A 16,223-nucleotide genomic window follows, 5' to 3' on the forward strand; every position below is an offset into this window, starting at 1 on the left:
CTTTTAGCAATCCGTCGTTACGCTTCCATCGCCTTGACGACCTCTTCGGTGACCTTCTTGGCGTCGCCGAACAGCATCATGGTGTTGGGGCGGAAGAACAGCTCGTTCTCGACGCCGGCATAGCCGGCAGCCATGCCGCGCTTGATGAAGAACACCGTCTTGGCCTTCTCCACGTCGAGGATCGGCATGCCGTAGATGGCGCTCGTCGGATCGGTCTTGGCCGCCGGGTTGGTCACGTCGTTGGCGCCGATGACGAAGGCGACATCCGCCGTGCCGAAGTCGCGGTTGATGTCCTCCAGTTCGAACACCTCGTCGTAGGGCACGTTGGCCTCGGCCAGCAGCACGTTCATGTGGCCGGGCATGCGGCCCGCCACCGGGTGGATGGCGTACTTCACGTCCACGCCCTCATGCTTCAGGCTGTCGGCCATCTCACGCAGCGCATGCTGGGCCTGGGCCACCGCCATGCCGTAACCCGGCACCACGATCACCGACTGGGCGTTCTTCATGATGTAGGCGGCATCCTCGGCCGAGCCGGCCTTGACCGAGCCCTGCGGACCCTTGGCGGGACCGCCGGCCGCGGCACTCTCGCCGCCGAAGCCGCCGAGGATGACGTTGAAGATCGAGCGGTTCATGCCCTTGCACATGATGTAGGACAGGATCGCGCCCGAGGAGCCCACCAGCGCACCGGTGATGATCAGCAGATTGTTCTGCAAAGTGAAGCCGATGCCGCAGGCCGCCCAGCCGGAATAGCTGTTCAGCATCGAGATGACCACCGGCATGTCGGCGCCGCCGATCGGCAGGATCAGCAGGAAGCCCAGCGCCAGCGCCACGACGACGATCAGCCACATCGCGGCATCGGCGTTCGACTGCACCAGCCAGCCGATCAGGAGGACGGTCAGCACGCCGAGCGCCGCATTCAGCGGATGCTGCATCGGGAAGACCAGCGGCTTGCCGGTGACGAGGCCCTGGAGCTTAGCGAAGGCGACGATGGAGCCGGTGAAGGTGATCGCACCGACCGCGGTGCCGAGCGCCATTTCGATCAGCGAGCCCTTGGCGATGGCGCCGCGGATGCCGATGCCGTAGGCCTCCGGCGAGTAGAAGGCGGCGAGCGCCACGAAGACAGCGGCGAGACCGACCAGCGAGTGGAAGGCGGCGACCAGCTGCGGCAGCGCCGTCATCTCGATCTTCTTGGCCACCACATAGCCGATGGCGCCGCCGATGGCGATGCCGAGCACGATCATCCAGTAGGACTGGACGATGGGCGAGGCCAGCGTGGTCAGGATGGCGATGGTCATGCCGACCATGCCGTAAATGTTGCCCTGGCGCGAGGTCTCCGGGCTGGAGAGCCCGCGCAGCGCCATGATGAAGCAGATGGAGGCGACGAGGTAGAGAAGGGCCGACAAGGTTTCCATGGTCTTACTTGCCCTTCTTCTTGAACATGGAGAGCATGCGCTGGGTCACGAGGAAGCCGCCGAAGATATTGACGGATGCCAGGATGACGGCGAGGAAGCCCAGGACCTTGGAGAAGCCGAAACCGGCCGGACCGGCGGCGACCAGCGCGCCGACGATGATGACCGACGACACGGCATTGGTGACGGCCATCAGCGGCGAATGCAGGGCCGGAGTGACGCGCCAGACGACGTAGTAGCCGACGAAGCAGGCCAGCACGAGCACCGTCAAACCGGTGACAAAGAAGCTGCCGTGGCTGGCCGCCTCGGCAACCGGGACCGGCGACAGCTGCGCCACCTGCACGGCCAGCGCGTCGACCTGGTTGGTCAGGGCCGCCAGGGTCTGGCGGAAGGCGGCGATGTTGCTTGCGGGATCCGGGTGTTCCATGGGATCCGCCTCCTCACGCGGGTTGCGCTTCGCGGGCGTCCGCGAAGGCAGGATGCACGATGGCGCCGTCGCGGGTCAGCGCGATGGCCTTGACGATCTCGTCGTCCCAGTTGACGGCCACGCCGGAGTCTTTCCCGTGCAGCGACGTCAGCAGTGCCAGCAGGTTCTTGGCGTAGAGAAGCGACGCGCTCTCGGCGATGCGGCTGGCATAGTTGGCATGGCCGACGATCTTCACGCCGTTGGCCGTGGTCACCACCTCGCCCAGCTTGGCGCCCTCGACGTTGCCGCCCTGCTCCACCGCCAGATCGATGATCACCGAGCCCGGCTTCATCGACGCCACATGCTCCGCCGTCACCAGGATCGGCGCCTTGCGGCCGGGGATCAGCGCCGTGGTGATGACGAGATCCTGCTTCTTGATGTGTTCGGCAACCAGGGCGGCCTGCTGGCGCTTGTAGTCGTCCGACATCTCCTTGGCGTAGCCGCCGACGGTCTCGGCCTGCTTGAACTCGTCGTTCTCGACAGCGACGAAGCTGCCGCCCAGCGACTGGACCTGCTCCTTCACCGCCGGGCGCACGTCGGTGGCCGAGACGATGGCGCCGAGGCGCTTGGCGGTGGCGATGGCCTGGAGGCCGGCAACGCCGACGCCCATGATGAAGGCACGGGCCGGCGGCACGGTGCCGGCGGCGGTCATCATCATCGGGAAGGCGCGGCCATACTCGCTGGCGGCATCGACGACGGCCTTGTAGCCGGCGAGGTTGGCCTGGGAGGACAGCACATCCATGACCTGGGCGCGGGTGATGCGCGGCATGAACTCCATGGCGAAGGCGTTCACGCCGGCATCGGCGTAGGCCTTCACATGGTCGCGGCTGTTGTAGGGATTGAGGATGGCGAACAGCAGCGCACCCTTGCGGATCAGCGCCAGTTCGTCCTCACCGCCCTCGGAAGCGATCAGCGGACGCTGAACCTTCAAGACGATGTCGGCATCGGCCAGCGCCGAAGCCTGATCGGCGGCGATGGCGGCCCCCGCCGCCTCATAGGCTGCATCGGTGATGCTGGAGCCGAGACCGGCCCCGCTCTCTACCACCACGTCCAGACCGAGGGCTTTGAATTTCTTGACGGTTTCGGGAGACGCGGCGACGCGGCGCTCGCCCGGGCGGCGCTCCCTGGGTATCGCGATCTTCATGTCGTTTGCTTTCGAAGGCCGGCCTTGGCGGCGGGCGATAATCGGCCCACCCCTGGGTCAAGGCTCCCGGTCAGGGCCGGATCAGGGCGGGCAAGCGCCGAAGCGGCAACGCAGGTGGGGCAGCGGACATGCGCCGGCCCCACCCGCAGCACTCACTGGTTGGCAACGACCGGGAAGTCCCAGCTCTCGGCGGCCGTGGCGGCGGCTGTGGCAGCAGCCGTGGCGGCCACCGGCAGCCCCTCGCCCGACAGCTCTTCCAACTGGCGGCGGATCAGGTCACGGACGCTGACGACGCCGACCAGGGTGGAGCCTTCCAGAACCGGGACATGGCGGATGCCGTGTTCGTCCATCAGGCTCAGCACATGACGGACAGAGTCCGACGGGCTGCAGCAATAGGGATCGCGCGTCATCAGCGCCGAAACCGCCTGCTCCAGGATGCCGGGACCGCGGTCGACCAGGGCGCGGACGACATCGCGTTCGGAAATGACGCCGACCACCGTGTTGCCTTCGGTGCGGCAGACGTCCTTGACCACCAGCGCGCCGGTGTTCTCCGCCTTCATCAGGCGCAGCGCGGTGGAAACCGTTTCGTTGATGCGCACCATGCCGATGCGCGTGCCCTTCTTGCGGAGAATGTCCTCGACCTTCATGACGCTCCACCCCCCTTGAGGCGGCCGGCGCGGACCCTGTCTGGGTTTGCGCCGGCCGCGTCGCCTGACTTGCTTATTGGGCCGCCACCGCTTCCGGCGTGCGGGCGGCAGCCGCGGGCTGCGGCCGGCTGTAGCAGCCGGCGGTCTCGCCGCGCTGCTTCACCAGCGCCAGCACGACATCGATGGTCGGCGTCGGCACGCCCACCATGCGGCCCATCTCCTGCACCACCGACAGCAGCGGGTCGATCTCCATCGGCCGGCCGCGTTCCAGATCCTGGAGCATCGAGGTCTTGTGCGCACCCACCGCGGCGGCGCCGTTGATGCGGCGCTCCACATCGACGCGGAAATGGACACCCAGCTTGTCGCCGATGTCCTTGGCCTCCAGCATCATCGCCTTGGCGACGGCGCGGGTGTCGGCATCGCCGCAGATGACCTCCAGCGTGCCGTGGGTCAGCGCGCTGATCGGGTTGAAGCAGAGGTTGCCCCACAACTTCAGCCAGATCTCGTCGCGGATGCGGTCCAGCACCGGCGCGCGCAGGCCGCCGGCCTCCATCGCCTTCGACAGGGCGACGACGCGGTCCGACTTCGACCCGTCCGGCTCGCCGAGAGAGAATTTGTCGCCATAGACATGCTGGATGACGCCCGGCTCCACCACCTCGGTCGCCGGATAGACGACGCAGCCGATGGCGCGCTGGGGACCCAGCCCGTTCCATTGGACCGAACCCGGATCGACGGTTTCCAGCGTGCGGCCGTCGAACTCGCCGCCGGTGCCGTAAAAATACCAATAGGGAATGCCGTTGACCGCGGTGACGACGGCGGTGTGGTCACCGAGAAGCGGTTGCATCGCAGGCACGACACCGGGGACGGAGTGGGCCTTCAACGCGACGATCACATAATCCTGCGGGCCGAGTTCGGCCGGGTTGTCAGTGCAGCGGGGGTGGACGACGGTCTTCTCCTCCCCCATCAGCAAGGTGACGCCGTTTTCGCGCATCGCCGCCAGATGCGCGCCACGCGCCACCAAGCTGACTTCGGCACCTGCCTGATGCAGGCGAACGCCGAGGTAGCCGCCGATGGCCCCGGATCCGTAGATGCAGATCTTCATGCCGGATTCCCCTCTCCCCCGATTTCACTTTTTGAATGCTGTGGGGCTGGACGACGCCAGCCCGCCCGCACCGGCCGCATCCATCGGCTGACCGGTCGCTTTGCAGCGGCATCCAACAGTCTGTCGCGCAAACTGTGTCTGGAGTTTGGTATACCACATACCGTATGTCAATGCGGAATGTGGGGGCTCGGTTGAGATTGCGGGCGTGGTCTACACTCCGTTCGGATCAAGCTCCCTTCGCGAAAAAGTACAGGGTCAGCACCGCGCCGATGATGACCACCACAGTCTTCAAAAGCTTGGGATCGACCCGCTTCGCACCGATGGCGCCGGCATAGCCGCCGGCCACCGCCGCCAGGGCCATCGCCACGGTTTCCGGCCAGGACACCGCGCCGGCGACGATGAAGGTGCCGACCGCCGCCGCGTTCATCAGCATCGCCAGCAAAAGCCGCAGCCCGTTCATGGCGTGGATGTCGCGCAGCCCGAACAGGGTCAGCGCCGCCAGCATCAGGAAGCCGATGCCGCCGCCGAAATAGCCGCCATAGATCGAGATCAGAAACTGCACCACCAGCACGCTGCGACCGCCGAGCCGCAGCCGGGACACGATGCCCGGCGCATAGGCGCCGATGGCGAAGACGGAGGTGGCGAACAACAGAAGCCAGGGCACGAAGCGGGCGAAGGTCGCATTCGGCGTCACCAGCAGAAGCAGCGCGCCCACCAGTCCGCCGACGAGGCTGAGCGCGGCGAAGACCGGCACATTCACCTGACCGCCGGCGGCGATCTCCCGCCGGTAGGCCCAGCTGCTGGCCGCCTGCCCCGGAAACAGCGCCACGGTGCTGGAGGCGTTGGCGGCCACCGGCGGCACCCCGGCGAACAGCAGGGCCGGAAAAGTGATGAAGGCACCACCCCCGGCGACGGCGTTCAGGGCGCCGGAGCAGAAGGCCGCCAGCATCAGGACAAACATACCCAACATGACCGACCCACCCCTTTCGATCCGTGTTGACGGCACCAGCCGTATTCTGTATACAGAATATCACTCTCCGAGCGTTCTCTGCCCGGACCTGTCAGTCGGGGGGCGCGGGTCGTGAATGCGGTTCACGGCCAGCCTCCCAAAACGCGACAAACCGACACCGGGACCAATGCGGTGGTCCCGATGCCGGTTTGTCGTTTTTCCGGCGGTACCTGTTCCGCCCTTACACCGTTCCGACGTTACTTGGAGTTCCGGCTGGCCCCCCGGTCAACGGGAACCCCATCGGCGGAAAGTCCGCGATTCTTTCAGTCGGCGCCCTCGGTCACCAGCTTGCCGACCGGCTGGGTGGTGTCCTCGGCGATCTGACGGGCACGCATCGGCTTCAGGACGAATAGGGCCATGAAGGCGGCGATGGCGTTGACCGCGGCGGCGAAGAAGAACACCGCCTGCCAGCTGCCGGTCGTGGACACGATCACGTTGGCGAAGGGAACGACCAGCGACGCGGTGCCCTTGGCGGTGTAGAGCAGGCCGGCGTTGGTGGTGGCGAACTTCGACCCGAAGCTGTCGGCGCAGCAGGACGGGAACAGGCTGTAGATCTCGCCCCAGGCGAAGAACACCAGACCGGTCAGGACGACGAAGGCGACCGGGTGCTGGCCCCACTGGTTCAGCGCCAGGATGCCGACCGCTTCGATGGCGAAGGCGACGAACATCGTGTTTTCACGGCCGATATGGTCAGACACCCAGCCGAAGAACGGACGGGTCACGCCGTTCAGCACGCGGTCGATGGTCAGCGCGAAGGTCAGCGCCGGCAGGGTCAGGCCCATGATGCTGACGGGCATGCCGTCGAGGTGGAAGTCCTTGGCGATCGGGCCGAGCTGGGCGGTGGCCATCAGACCGCCGGCGGCGACCATGACGAACATCAGGTACATCACCCAGAAGACCGGCGACTTCAGCGTCTCCTGCGGGGTGTAGTTGCGGCGGCTCTGAGCGATGTTGCTCTTGGTCTTCGGCAGCAGGGCCGGGTCGGCTTCCTTCAGGAACCAGGCCAGCGCGAAGACGATCAGGCCCTGGCCCAGACCGAACACCAGGAAGGTCTGCTCGAAGCCGGAGGTCTGGATCATGTTGGCGATCGGAACGACCGTCAGGGCGGAACCGGCACCGAAGCCGGCGGCGGTCAGGCCGGCGGCCAAGCCGCGGCGATCCGGGAACCACTTCAGCGCGTTGCCGACGCAGGTGCCGTACACGGCGCCGGCACCGACGCCGCCCACGGCCGCGCCGATGTAGAGCAGCGCCAGCGAGTCGGCGAACGAATTGATGACCCAGGCCAGGGCGCACAGGATGCCACCGACCACAACGACGATGCGGGGACCGAACTTGTCGACGAACCAGCCCTCGACCGGCACCAGCCAGGTTTCGGTCACGACGAAAATGGTGAAGGCGATCTGAATGGCGGCACGGCCCCAATGATACTTTTCATCGATGGGGTTGACGAACAGCGTCCAGCCATATTGCAGGTTCGCAATCATCGACATACAGATCACGCCGATGACCAACTGCATCCAGCGGCCGCCGAGCGGTGCTCCCTGCGCCTCCGAATTCGTATGCTGCATCTTCTATCTCCTCCTAGGAAGCGGTTCTCTGCCGATTCGGGCGTCGCTTCTGTTTTGATGCTTTAGGCGTTTTCTTTGGGTGTCTTCTGAGATGCTTCGGAATTTGATGCTGTTGTTTGCTGTGAGTGGCAGCGCGGCGGGGATGCGGCCCCGGGGCGCGTCACTGCTGTGGGAGGCGGGTTTTCGCCCCCCGCCAAATCGGTGCGGTCCTGATCCGATCTGGAATTATCAATATGGTATACCAGATGCCGAATGCCGTGCAAGCGATTAGTGGAAGGCACGAACTGTTTCCGCAGGCTGCATTCGCCCTGTTGCGGGGCCTACGCCCGGCCATTGGTTTTCCGGTACGCGGAAAGTGTGGCAGGCCAGCTTTTGGCCGGACAATCTACTGGCATATGGTATGCCAGCGCCGGGGACGTACCGTCGGCGCCGATGCCCTTTCCGGCAGAACCCATATTGATAAGGAGTCGACCGCCATGGACCAGCAGCAGAACATCGAGATCGTCGTGGCGCGTGACGATGCCGATATCGCCGCCAGCTACCCGATCATGAAGGAGCTGCGGACCCACATGACCGACCCCGAAGCCTACCGCGCGCAGATCCGCCGCCAGATGGACGACGGCTACAACCTCGCCCTGCTGCGGCTGGATGGCGAGATCGCCGGATGCGGCGGTTTCCGCGTCCACGAGACGCTGTCGCGCGGCCGCTATATGTATGTCGAGGATCTGGTGACCAGCTCCGCCAAGCGCTCCTACGGGCTGGGCGACAAGCTGTTCGACTGGCTGGCCGGCGAGGCGCGGGAGCGCGGCTGCGCCCAGATGGAAATCATCTCCGGCATCCAGCGCGGCGAGGCCCACCGCTTCTATCACCGCAAGCGGATGACCATCAAAAGCTTCCAGCTGGTGCTGCCGCTCGCCTGACCGGGTGGAAATACCGAAGGCGAAAACGAAAAAGACGGCCCCGGGAGGCCGTCTTTCTCACGATGACAGGAAGGAAGAGCTGCGGATCAGAAGGCGCGCGGGAAGCTCGCCCAGGCCGGACCCGGCGGCAGTTCGTCTTCCGGCTCCTTGAGATCGGCTTCGGTCGGGTTGGCGAGGCGAAGCGGCGCGGAGGAGAAATCGCGCTGCGACTTGCCCGCGTTGGCGATCTGCATCGACAGAATATAATGGACCGTGCCGCCGAAGACGGACAGCACAAGCGCCAGAACCAGCATTTCCAACATGTTCATCGCTCCAGTGTCTCGGTGGGGTGCTTTTTTTGTTTGGTCGGCTTCGACGTGACAGTTCCGTTATGACGCGATGCAGCAATTGGTTCAAGTTTTTTGGTATACAAGGTACATGATGCCGGACATGCGCATACCGCATGCCTCAGTCCATTTGCATGCATAACAAACATATCGCATTACGGACAGTATGGCTGTGCTGCGTTGGTATCATGAGCCAACAGGACGAGGCCCTTTGCGCTGCACCATCGTATGAGGCGGCCTGAAATTTGGGCCGCCGCCAAAATTGGCCATCGAAATTGTTTGATTGGCGTACAGTATTTGGCATACCATATTCAAAGCACGACGCCCGGCCGGGCGCCCTGCCGGCCCTGAAGACGGGCCACCCCACAGATGGCTTTCCCGCCAGCCGCAGCCGATCAGGAGTCCCGCCATGAAGGTCGAACACATCCTGCGCACCAAGCAAGCCCGCGTCGTCGCCGTGCGGACCAGTGCGACGGTCGCCGACGCCATCCGCCTGATGAAGGCGGAGAACATCAGCGCCCTGGTCGTCAAGGACGTCTGCCGCACCGAAGGCAACACGCTGGCCGGCGTCCTGTCGGAGCGCGACATCGTGCACGCCCTGCTGGAACGGGGCAGCTCGCTGATGGCGATGCCAGTGTCGCAGCTGATGACCCGCCAGCCGGTGACCTGCGCCCCGTCCGACAGCGTGCGGCAGGCCTTGCAGTTGATGGAGCAGCACCACATCCGCCATCTTCCGGTTCTGGAGGACGGACATCTGGTCGGCGTCGTCAGCGCCCGCGACTTCACCCGGCTGCAATTGCAGGAGCTGGACGGCACCGTCACCGGGGTCGCGGAACCGCCGGCCGCCGCTACCTACGCCCACTGATCCGTCCCACCCGGCTGCCCCACCCAGGCCGCCCCACCCGACTGCGGCGCCGCCGGCACATCGAGTCCGGCGGTGCCTTTGCCATGGGAGTGACCCTCTGTGACCACCCTGATCTTCACCCATCACGACTGCTTCGCGCATGACACCGGCCCCGGCCATCCGGAGGCGCCGGAACGGCTGGCCGTGGTGTGGCAGGTGCTCGATCGGCCGGAGTTCCGCGACCTGGAGCGCCGGTCCGCGCCCGAAGCGGATGTGGAACAGCTGTCGCGGGTCCATGAGCGGTCTTACGTCGATGCGGTCCTGGCCGCGGTCCCGACCGACGGTTACCAGCGGCTGGACGGCGATACGCTGCTGTCGCCGGGGTCGCGCGGTGCGATCCTGCGCGCCGCCGGGTCGGTCTGCGCCGCGGTCGATGCCGTGCTGGCCGGCGAGGCGACCAACGCCTTTTGCGCGGTGCGCCCCTGCGGCCACCATGCCGAACCGGCCCGCGCCATGGGGTTCTGCGTCTTCAACAACATCGCGGTCGGGGCAGAGCATGCCCGCAAGGTCCATGGGCTGACCCGCGTCGCGGTGGTCGATTTCGACGTGCATCACGGCAACGGCACGCAGGCGATGTTCACCGACGACCCCAACCTGTTCTTCGCCTCGACCCATCAGTCGCCGCTCTATCCCGGCACCGGCAATTCATGGGAGCGCGGCGTCGACGGCAACATCCTGAATCTGCCGCTGGAGCCCTACAGCGGCTCCGTCGAGTTCCGACAGGCGGTGGAGCGCGTCATCCTGCCGGCACTGGAGGCGTTCCAGCCGGAACTGCTGCTGATCTCCGCCGGTTTCGACGCGCACAAGCGCGATCCGCTGGCGCAGCTCGGCCTGACGGCGGAGGATTTCGAATGGGTGACGCGCAAGCTGGTCGAGCTTGCCGACCGCGTCTGCGGCGGCCGGGTGGTGTCGGCGCTGGAGGGCGGCTATGACGCCACCGGTCTGGCGGAAGGCTGCGCCGCCCATCTTACGGCGCTGATGCGCGCCTAAGGGGCGCTGTATGGGGAGCAGGCGCGCAAGCCCGCTTCCCTCCCCCTCAATCCGTCGCCAGTCCCACCCCGCATTCCCGCGCCCACTCCAGCAGCCGGGCGGTCGCGCAGTCCGGGGCCGGCCGCTGCAACGGGGCCGCCCCCAGCACCACGGCGCCGTTGCTGCCGTCGATGGTCAGCAGGTCGCCGGTGCGGACGGTCACATCGCCGATCCGCATCACCCCCTCCTCGACATCGATGCGGAGCATGCGGGCGCCGCAGACGCAGGGCCTGCCCATGCCGCGGGCCACCGTGGCGGCGTGGCTGGTGAAGCCGCCGCGGGCGGTGACGATTCCGACGGCGGCGTGCATGCCGTGGATGTCCTCCGGCGAAGTTTCCGGCCGGCACAGGATCACCGGCGCCCCGCCGCGCGCCAGCCGCACCGCGTCGTCGGTGGTGAAGGCGGCCCGGCCGGTGGCTGCACCGGGCGAGGCCGGCAGGCCGGTGGCGATGGCCGCCGCCAGCGCGTCGGCCGTCAGGGTCGGGCGCAGCAGTTCGTCCAGCGCCTGCGGATCGACGCGGCGCACCGCCTCGTCGCGGGTGACGATCCCCTCCTCCGCCAGATCGACGGCGATGCGGACCGCCGCCTCGGACGACCGCTTGCCGCTGCGCGATTGCAGGATGAACAGGCGCCCACCCTCCACCGTGAACTCGATGTCCTGCATGTCGGCGAAGGCACGCTCCAGCCGGTCCGCCACCGCGCACAGCTCGGCATAGACGGCCGGCAGGCGGCGCTCCATGGAGCGGTCGGGGTTGGGCTGGCCGGAGTTGAGTTGTCCGGCGCTCAGTGGGTCGGGGTCGCAGGTGCCGGACACCACGTCCTCGCCCTGGGCGTCGGCGAGGAACTCGCCGCACAGGCCGGGCACGCCGATGGAGGGGTCGCGGGTGAACAGCACGCCGGTGCCGGAGTCCGGCCCGCGGTTGCCGAACACCATCGCCTGCACCGTCACCGCCGTTCCCAGATCCTCCGGAACGTCGTGCAGCGCGCGGAACGCCACCGCCCGCGGGTTCATCCAGGAGCGGAACACCGCCGCCACCGCCAGACGCAGCTGCTCGGCGGGGTCCTGGGGGAAGGGCCGGCCGCAGCGGGTCTCCACCAGCCGCAGGAAAGACGGAAGCAGGGTGCGCCAGTCCTCCGCCGTCAGGTCGCCGTCGCGCTGGAGCGCCCGCTCCTCCTTGTGCTCGTCCAGCAGCGCCTCGAACCGGTGGCCGGGCACGCCCATCACCACGCAGCCGAAGGACTGGACCAGCCGGCGATAGCAGTCATAGGCGAAGCGCGCGTCGCCCGACGTGGCCGCCAGCCCTTCGACGCTGCGGTCGTTGAGGCCGAGATTGAGGATGCTGTCCATCATGCCGGGCATCGACACCGCGGCGCCGGAGCGGACCGACAGCAGCAGCGGGCACCCGGCATCGCCGAAACGCCCCCCGGCCTGCCGTTCCAGCGCCAGGACGGCGCCGTCGATCCGCTCGATCAGGCCGGCCGGCAGCGCATCCTGCGCCCCCAGCCCGCGCCCGGCCTCCGCGACGATGACGAAGCCCGGCGGCACCGGAATGCCCAGCGCCGCCATCTCCACCAGACGCGCCCCCTTGTTGCCCAGCCGCCCGACATCGGCCCGGCCATCGCCTAGTCCGGCCCCGAAGGGCACGATCACATCCGGTACGGCGGTCCGAACGAGTGCAGCCGGGACGAGCGCGACCGGATGGCGGAGCTGGGCGATGTCGGGAGCGGTCAAGCTGTTCATGATGCACTCAACATGGGTTCGGCCGGCCCGTCGAAGGCCATCAGACGCAGCAGCCGGTGCAGTCCATCCGGATCGTCGTTCTTCCTGTCCGCAGTCCGGGCAAGATGCGCCCGCTGCCCGTCACCGGGTCCGCCGGCACGGACGACGCCATCGCTAAACAGCCGCAGCAGCAGTTCGGCCCGCGCGCAGGCCGCATCGCTGCCGCCGAAATCGATGGTGATGCCGGGAGTGAAACCTGGAGCGAGCGGCGCATCGGCCGTCAGGACCCCCATGCCGGACAGCCGCGCGGCGTTGGCCGAAGCCTCGGACGGCGGGATGCGGGACAGGTCGATCACCAGCGTTCCCGGCGGCAGGGCGCCGGCAAAGCCGTCATTGGCGAAACGGGCGTCGCCGAACAGGGCGGACTCGACCGCGCGGGCATCGGGCAACAGCATCATCACGACGTCGCACATCCCGGCCTGGTCACGGAACGCGCTGCGGCCATGGCGGTCGTGGTGCAGCCGGTGCCCGGCCTGCCGCAGCCTGTCCATGATCGCATCGGCCATCTCCCCGTTTCCGACGAACCCGACATCCATTGCGCGATCCTCCTGCTTCCGCCCCCGCCGCCGTTTCCCTCAGCAGGATTCGGCGCCGTGCGTCAGTCTGGAGATTGATTGCGTATTTCGCGTCGCACAATAGCACCATCGCGCAATTTTCACATCGCGGAAACCCGTTCCGACTTACCTAATCTTACCCAAGCCTAACATGTTCGGCCGGGGTCTCCAGTGGCGAAAAGCCGCAGCCCTCCGGAATGCGGAGCACCGGACCGGACGGGGTTTCCACCAGCCGCGGCACGATCGGCGGCGGAAATTCCCGTTTTGGCAGGGCAAAAGCCATCGCCGCCGCCACGTCGGCACAGCCCGCCAGCCGCAGCAGCGTCATCCGGGTGGCGTAGACCAGCCGCCGCTGTCCGGCTCCAGCCTCCGCCATAAGACGGCGCGGGCTCGCCCACAGGGTTTCGACCGCTTCCCCACCGTCGCAGACCGGCTGCTGTCCCTCCGGTGCCGGGGCCAGATAGAACAGCGTGTCGAAGCGGCGCGGCAGCATCTCCGGCGTCACCCAGCGCGCCAGCGGCGCCATCCGGTCGAGGGCGGGGACAGCGCCCGCCCGCTCCAGCGCTGCGGCGAACCCCTCCCCCGCCGCCAGCGCGCGGCGCAGCTCGCCGAGAGCGCCGGGCGCAAGGGGATCGCGGGACAGCAGAACGCCGCATTCCTCCGCGCACTCCCGCAAGGCGGCGACGCGGTGCGCCAGATCGGCCGGCGGGTCCTCATCCGGCCAGAACCGGCGCCAATGCGGATCATGGTCCATCGCCTCCATGCGCCCACCGGGGAAGACGGTGGCGCCGGGGGCGAAACGCAGGCCGGCATGGCGCTCCATCACCAGCAGTTCCAGCCCGTCAGGCCCGTCCCGCAGCAGGATCAGCGTGGCGGCGGGATGGGGTGGAACGGGGCTTTGCGGCGCGGTCTCGGGCATGCCCCAGTGTCGCCGACGGGCCAGCCGGCTGTCCATGTGCCGCGGGGTGAACCACTCTCACGATGCGGAATAAGGATCGGGCGCCGTTTGACCGTCCGGCCTAGGACTTCCAGCATCGGGCCAACACCGAACCCCAACTCATCATCGTTCGCCAGTCCCGCCCCTTTTTGCAAAGGGCCGGGCGGAGGAAGGCTGTCGTCATGCCGTTTCACCGCAGCACAAAGATCGTCGCCACGCTGGGCCCCGCCAGCTCGTCGGAAAGCCAGATCACGGCACTCGCCCGGGCGGGCGTGAATGTCTTCCGCCTGAACGCCAGCCACGGCACCCAGGCCGAACATGCGGAGCGCTTCGCCCGCATCCGTGCCGCCGAAAAGACCGTTGGCCGGCCTATCGGCGTCCTGCTCGACCTCCAGGGGCCGAAGCTGCGTGTCGGCACCTTCGGCTTCGGGCCGGTGGATCTCGCCATCGGCGACCGTTTCCGCCTGGATCTCGACCGCCGGCCGGGCGACAGCCGCCGCGTCTGCCTGCCCCATCCGGAGGTGTTCGCCAGCCTGGAAGCCGGCCTGGACCTGCTGCTGAACGACGGCCGCATCCGGCTGCGCGTTCTGGACTGCGGCCCAGACTTCGCGGAGACCGAGGTGGTGGCCGGCGGCACCCTGTCTGACCGCAAGGGCGTCAATGTGCCGGGTGCGGCGCTGGCGCTCAGCGCCCTGTCGGAGAAGGACCGCAGCGACCTCGCCTTCGGGCTCGACCTTGGGGTGGACTGGATCGGCCTCAGCTTCGTCCAGCGGCCGGAGGACATCTTGGAAGCGCGCGAACTGATCGGCAACCGCGCGCATGTGATGACCAAGATCGAGAAGCCGGCAGCATTGCCGACGCTCGACCGCATCATCGAACTGTCCGACGCGGTGATGGTGGCGCGCGGCGACCTCGGCGTCGAACTGCCGCCGGAGGACGTGCCGGGCCTGCAGAAGAAGATGATCCGGCTCAGCCGCGCCATGGGCAAGCCGGTGATCGTCGCCACCCAGATGCTGGAATCCATGGTGTCGGAGCCGACCCCGACCCGCGCCGAGGCGTCTGACGTCGCCAACGCCGTCTATGACGGGGCCGATGCGGTGATGCTGAGTGCGGAGTCCGCCTCCGGCCGCTATCCGGTGGAGGCGGTGGCGATGATGGAACGCATCGTCCGCCGGGTGGAGGGCGACCCGCTCTACCGCCGCATCATGGATGCCGACCATCCCAGCCCGGAGGCGACGGCCCCCGACGCGCTGACCGCCGCCGCGCGACAGGTGGCGGAAACCATCAGCGCCGCCGCCATCGTCACCTACACCACCACCGGCTCGACCACGCTGCGCGCCTCGCGCGAGCGGCCCAGCGTGCCGATCCTCGGCCTCAGCGCCAACGAGGCGACGGCGCGGCGGCTGTCGCTGGCCTGGGGCGTCCATGCCGTGCTGACCGACGACGTGGCGAATTTCTCGGAGATGGTCGGCCGTGCGCTGACGGCGGCGGCGGAAACCGGCATCGGCAAGTCCGGCCAGTCGCTGGTGGTCACCGCCGGCGTTCCCTTCGGCACGCCGGGCAAGACGAACTCCCTGCGGGTGGTGACCATCGACGGCGACGATATGCCGAAGCTGGAGACGGCGCAGAAGGAGGCGCTGACGGTCTGAGCCGCTGCGGCCGGGGCGGCACAAACCGCCCCGGCCCGTTCTTTACTCCAAGAAATCGCAGTGCTTCTCCACATGCGCGGCCAGACCCATGGTGTGCTCGCGCACCAGCCGTTCGGCGAGGTTGGCGTCGCGGTCCTCCAGGGCCTTGATGATGGCGCGGTGGTCGTGGATGGAGCGCTCGGCCCGGTCCTCCTGGCCGATGGTCAGCTTGCGGATCGCCCGCATGTGGATGAACAGGTTGTCGGTGACGTCTTGGATCAGCTTCGATCCGCTCAGCTGGATGATGCTCTTGTGGAAGGCGATGTTGGCGTCGGAATATTCGCTGACATGGTCCTTCGGGCTGCGCTGCTCGAAGCTGCCGAACAGGTCCCACAGCTTGTGGATCTCGGCGCCCGGGGCATGTTCGGCGGCCATGCGGGCGGCCATGCTTTCCAGCGCGGCCCAGACCTGGATCATCTCGACGATCTCGGTCTTGGTCTTGCGGACGACGAAAATGCCGCGGCGCGGTTGCAGGCGGATGAAGCCCTCCTGCTCCAGCAGGGTCAGCGCCTCGCGGATCGGGGTGCGGCTGACGCCGAGCTTGTCGCTGAGCTGCCGCTCGTCCAGCCGGATCTCGCGGTCATGGTCGTAGATGTCCATCTCCGTGATCGCCTGCTTCAGCGCGTGATAGACCTGACTGCGGAAGGTGGTTCCGGTGTCGAGGGGCTGGACGTTGAGAGCGGGAAAGGTCATGGAGTGGATGTCCTCATGTCTCGCCGGACGTTGCGGCGCAGCCGGGC

The 16,223-nt window shown here is 67.4% G+C and carries 16 protein-coding genes; 4 read left to right on the top strand and 12 right to left on the bottom strand.

Annotated elements, in window-relative coordinates; all coding sequences use genetic code 11:
- Positions 1-17: 17 nt before the first annotated feature.
- From ABNQ38_RS30110 to oxlT, 7 genes are all read right to left on the bottom strand, one after another.
- Positions 18-1,412: an NAD(P)(+) transhydrogenase (Re/Si-specific) subunit beta gene (locus ABNQ38_RS30110; RefSeq protein ID WP_377810971.1), complete on the bottom strand. Its 1,395-nt coding sequence runs from the start codon at positions 1,410-1,412 to the stop codon at positions 18-20.
- A gap of 4 nt (positions 1,413-1,416) precedes the next feature.
- Positions 1,417-1,836, bottom strand: coding sequence for an NAD(P) transhydrogenase subunit alpha (locus tag ABNQ38_RS30115; protein WP_377810972.1), 420 nt, complete (start codon positions 1,834-1,836; stop codon positions 1,417-1,419).
- Between the two features lie 13 nt (positions 1,837-1,849).
- A complete protein-coding gene (locus tag ABNQ38_RS30120) occupies positions 1,850-3,019 on the bottom strand; it encodes a Re/Si-specific NAD(P)(+) transhydrogenase subunit alpha (RefSeq protein ID WP_377810973.1) in 1,170 nt (389 codons plus the stop codon).
- A 152-nt stretch (positions 3,020-3,171) separates the two neighbouring features.
- The gene (locus tag ABNQ38_RS30125; protein ID WP_377810974.1) at positions 3,172-3,666 is read right to left on the bottom strand and encodes a CBS domain-containing protein; all 495 of its coding nucleotides are present in this window, start codon (positions 3,664-3,666) and stop codon (positions 3,172-3,174) included.
- Between the two features lie 73 nt (positions 3,667-3,739).
- Entirely contained in the window at positions 3,740-4,768 is a 1,029-nt protein-coding gene (locus ABNQ38_RS30130; RefSeq protein WP_377810975.1) for a 2-dehydropantoate 2-reductase, read from the bottom strand.
- Positions 4,769-4,994: 226 nt separating this feature from the next.
- Complete coding sequence (locus ABNQ38_RS30135) at positions 4,995-5,738, bottom strand: sulfite exporter TauE/SafE family protein (protein WP_377810976.1); 744 nt, start codon at positions 5,736-5,738, stop codon at positions 4,995-4,997.
- 302 nt (positions 5,739-6,040) lie between these two features.
- Entirely contained in the window at positions 6,041-7,345 is a 1,305-nt protein-coding gene (gene oxlT, locus ABNQ38_RS30140; RefSeq protein ID WP_377810977.1) for an oxalate/formate MFS antiporter, read from the bottom strand.
- A 476-nt stretch (positions 7,346-7,821) separates the two neighbouring features.
- Between oxlT and ABNQ38_RS30145 the strand changes: the two genes are divergently transcribed.
- Positions 7,822-8,265, top strand: a complete 444-nt coding sequence (locus ABNQ38_RS30145) for a GNAT family N-acetyltransferase (protein ID WP_085084000.1) — start codon at positions 7,822-7,824, stop codon at positions 8,263-8,265.
- Between the two features lie 86 nt (positions 8,266-8,351).
- On the opposite strand, the gene ABNQ38_RS30150 is transcribed toward ABNQ38_RS30145, so the two are convergent.
- Positions 8,352-8,573, bottom strand: coding sequence for a hypothetical protein (locus ABNQ38_RS30150; protein WP_098737466.1), 222 nt, complete (start codon positions 8,571-8,573; stop codon positions 8,352-8,354).
- A 427-nt stretch (positions 8,574-9,000) separates the two neighbouring features.
- Here ABNQ38_RS30150 and ABNQ38_RS30155 point away from each other — a divergent pair, with 427 nt between their 5' ends.
- Positions 9,001-9,456 carry a CBS domain-containing protein gene (locus ABNQ38_RS30155; protein ID WP_377810978.1) on the top strand — a complete coding sequence of 152 codons (456 nt, stop codon included), beginning with the start codon at positions 9,001-9,003 and terminating at the stop codon, positions 9,454-9,456.
- A gap of 99 nt (positions 9,457-9,555) precedes the next feature.
- Positions 9,556-10,485 (top strand): histone deacetylase family protein, encoded by a 930-nt coding sequence (locus tag ABNQ38_RS30160; RefSeq protein ID WP_377810979.1) that lies wholly within the window; start codon positions 9,556-9,558, stop codon positions 10,483-10,485.
- 46 nt (positions 10,486-10,531) lie between these two features.
- Here the strand turns inward: ABNQ38_RS30160 and ABNQ38_RS30165 are convergent, their stop codons facing one another.
- The 3 genes from ABNQ38_RS30165 to ABNQ38_RS30175 form a co-directional block, all read right to left on the bottom strand.
- The gene (locus ABNQ38_RS30165; RefSeq protein WP_377810980.1) at positions 10,532-12,265 is read right to left on the bottom strand and encodes a pyruvate, phosphate dikinase; all 1,734 of its coding nucleotides are present in this window, start codon (positions 12,263-12,265) and stop codon (positions 10,532-10,534) included.
- Entirely contained in the window at positions 12,262-12,840 is a 579-nt protein-coding gene (locus tag ABNQ38_RS30170; RefSeq protein WP_377810981.1) for an NAD(P)-binding domain-containing protein, read from the bottom strand. The genes ABNQ38_RS30165 and ABNQ38_RS30170 overlap by 4 nt, the downstream gene beginning before the upstream one ends.
- A 154-nt stretch (positions 12,841-12,994) precedes the next feature.
- Positions 12,995-13,777, bottom strand: coding sequence for an NUDIX domain-containing protein (locus tag ABNQ38_RS30175; protein WP_377810982.1), 783 nt, complete (start codon positions 13,775-13,777; stop codon positions 12,995-12,997).
- Positions 13,778-13,977: 200 nt separating this feature from the next.
- Between ABNQ38_RS30175 and pyk the strand changes: the two genes are divergently transcribed.
- On the top strand, positions 13,978-15,444 hold the full coding sequence (pyk, locus tag ABNQ38_RS30180) for a pyruvate kinase (protein ID WP_377810983.1): 1,467 nt from the start codon (positions 13,978-13,980) through the stop codon (positions 15,442-15,444).
- A gap of 42 nt (positions 15,445-15,486) precedes the next feature.
- On the opposite strand, the gene ABNQ38_RS30185 is transcribed toward pyk, so the two are convergent.
- On the bottom strand, positions 15,487-16,176 hold the full coding sequence (locus ABNQ38_RS30185; protein ID WP_377810984.1) for a GntR family transcriptional regulator: 690 nt from the start codon (positions 16,174-16,176) through the stop codon (positions 15,487-15,489).
- Between the last annotated feature and the right edge of the window lie 47 nt (positions 16,177-16,223).

The organism is Azospirillum sp. A29 (assembly GCF_042604625.1).
Lineage (GTDB): Bacteria > Pseudomonadota > Alphaproteobacteria > Azospirillales > Azospirillaceae > Azospirillum > Azospirillum palustre.

Coding starts and splice junctions, on each gene's coding strand:
- ABNQ38_RS30110 (WP_377810971.1), bottom strand. CDS start 1,412: ATGGAAACCTTGTCGGCCCTTCTCTACCTCGTCGCCTCCATCTGCTTC.
- ABNQ38_RS30115 (WP_377810972.1), bottom strand. CDS start 1,836: ATGGAACACCCGGATCCCGCAAGCAACATCGCCGCCTTCCGCCAGACC.
- ABNQ38_RS30120 (WP_377810973.1), bottom strand. CDS start 3,019: ATGAAGATCGCGATACCCAGGGAGCGCCGCCCGGGCGAGCGCCGCGTC.
- ABNQ38_RS30125 (WP_377810974.1), bottom strand. CDS start 3,666: ATGAAGGTCGAGGACATTCTCCGCAAGAAGGGCACGCGCATCGGCATG.
- ABNQ38_RS30130 (WP_377810975.1), bottom strand. CDS start 4,768: ATGAAGATCTGCATCTACGGATCCGGGGCCATCGGCGGCTACCTCGGC.
- ABNQ38_RS30135 (WP_377810976.1), bottom strand. CDS start 5,738: ATGTTGGGTATGTTTGTCCTGATGCTGGCGGCCTTCTGCTCCGGCGCC.
- oxlT (WP_377810977.1), bottom strand. CDS start 7,345: ATGCAGCATACGAATTCGGAGGCGCAGGGAGCACCGCTCGGCGGCCGC.
- ABNQ38_RS30145 (WP_085084000.1), top strand. CDS start 7,822: ATGGACCAGCAGCAGAACATCGAGATCGTCGTGGCGCGTGACGATGCC.
- ABNQ38_RS30150 (WP_098737466.1), bottom strand. CDS start 8,573: ATGAACATGTTGGAAATGCTGGTTCTGGCGCTTGTGCTGTCCGTCTTC.
- ABNQ38_RS30155 (WP_377810978.1), top strand. CDS start 9,001: ATGAAGGTCGAACACATCCTGCGCACCAAGCAAGCCCGCGTCGTCGCC.
- ABNQ38_RS30165 (WP_377810980.1), bottom strand. CDS start 12,265: ATGAACAGCTTGACCGCTCCCGACATCGCCCAGCTCCGCCATCCGGTC.
- ABNQ38_RS30170 (WP_377810981.1), bottom strand. CDS start 12,840: ATGGATGTCGGGTTCGTCGGAAACGGGGAGATGGCCGATGCGATCATG.
- ABNQ38_RS30175 (WP_377810982.1), bottom strand. CDS start 13,777: ATGCCCGAGACCGCGCCGCAAAGCCCCGTTCCACCCCATCCCGCCGCC.
- pyk (WP_377810983.1), top strand. CDS start 13,978: ATGCCGTTTCACCGCAGCACAAAGATCGTCGCCACGCTGGGCCCCGCC.
- ABNQ38_RS30185 (WP_377810984.1), bottom strand. CDS start 16,176: ATGACCTTTCCCGCTCTCAACGTCCAGCCCCTCGACACCGGAACCACC.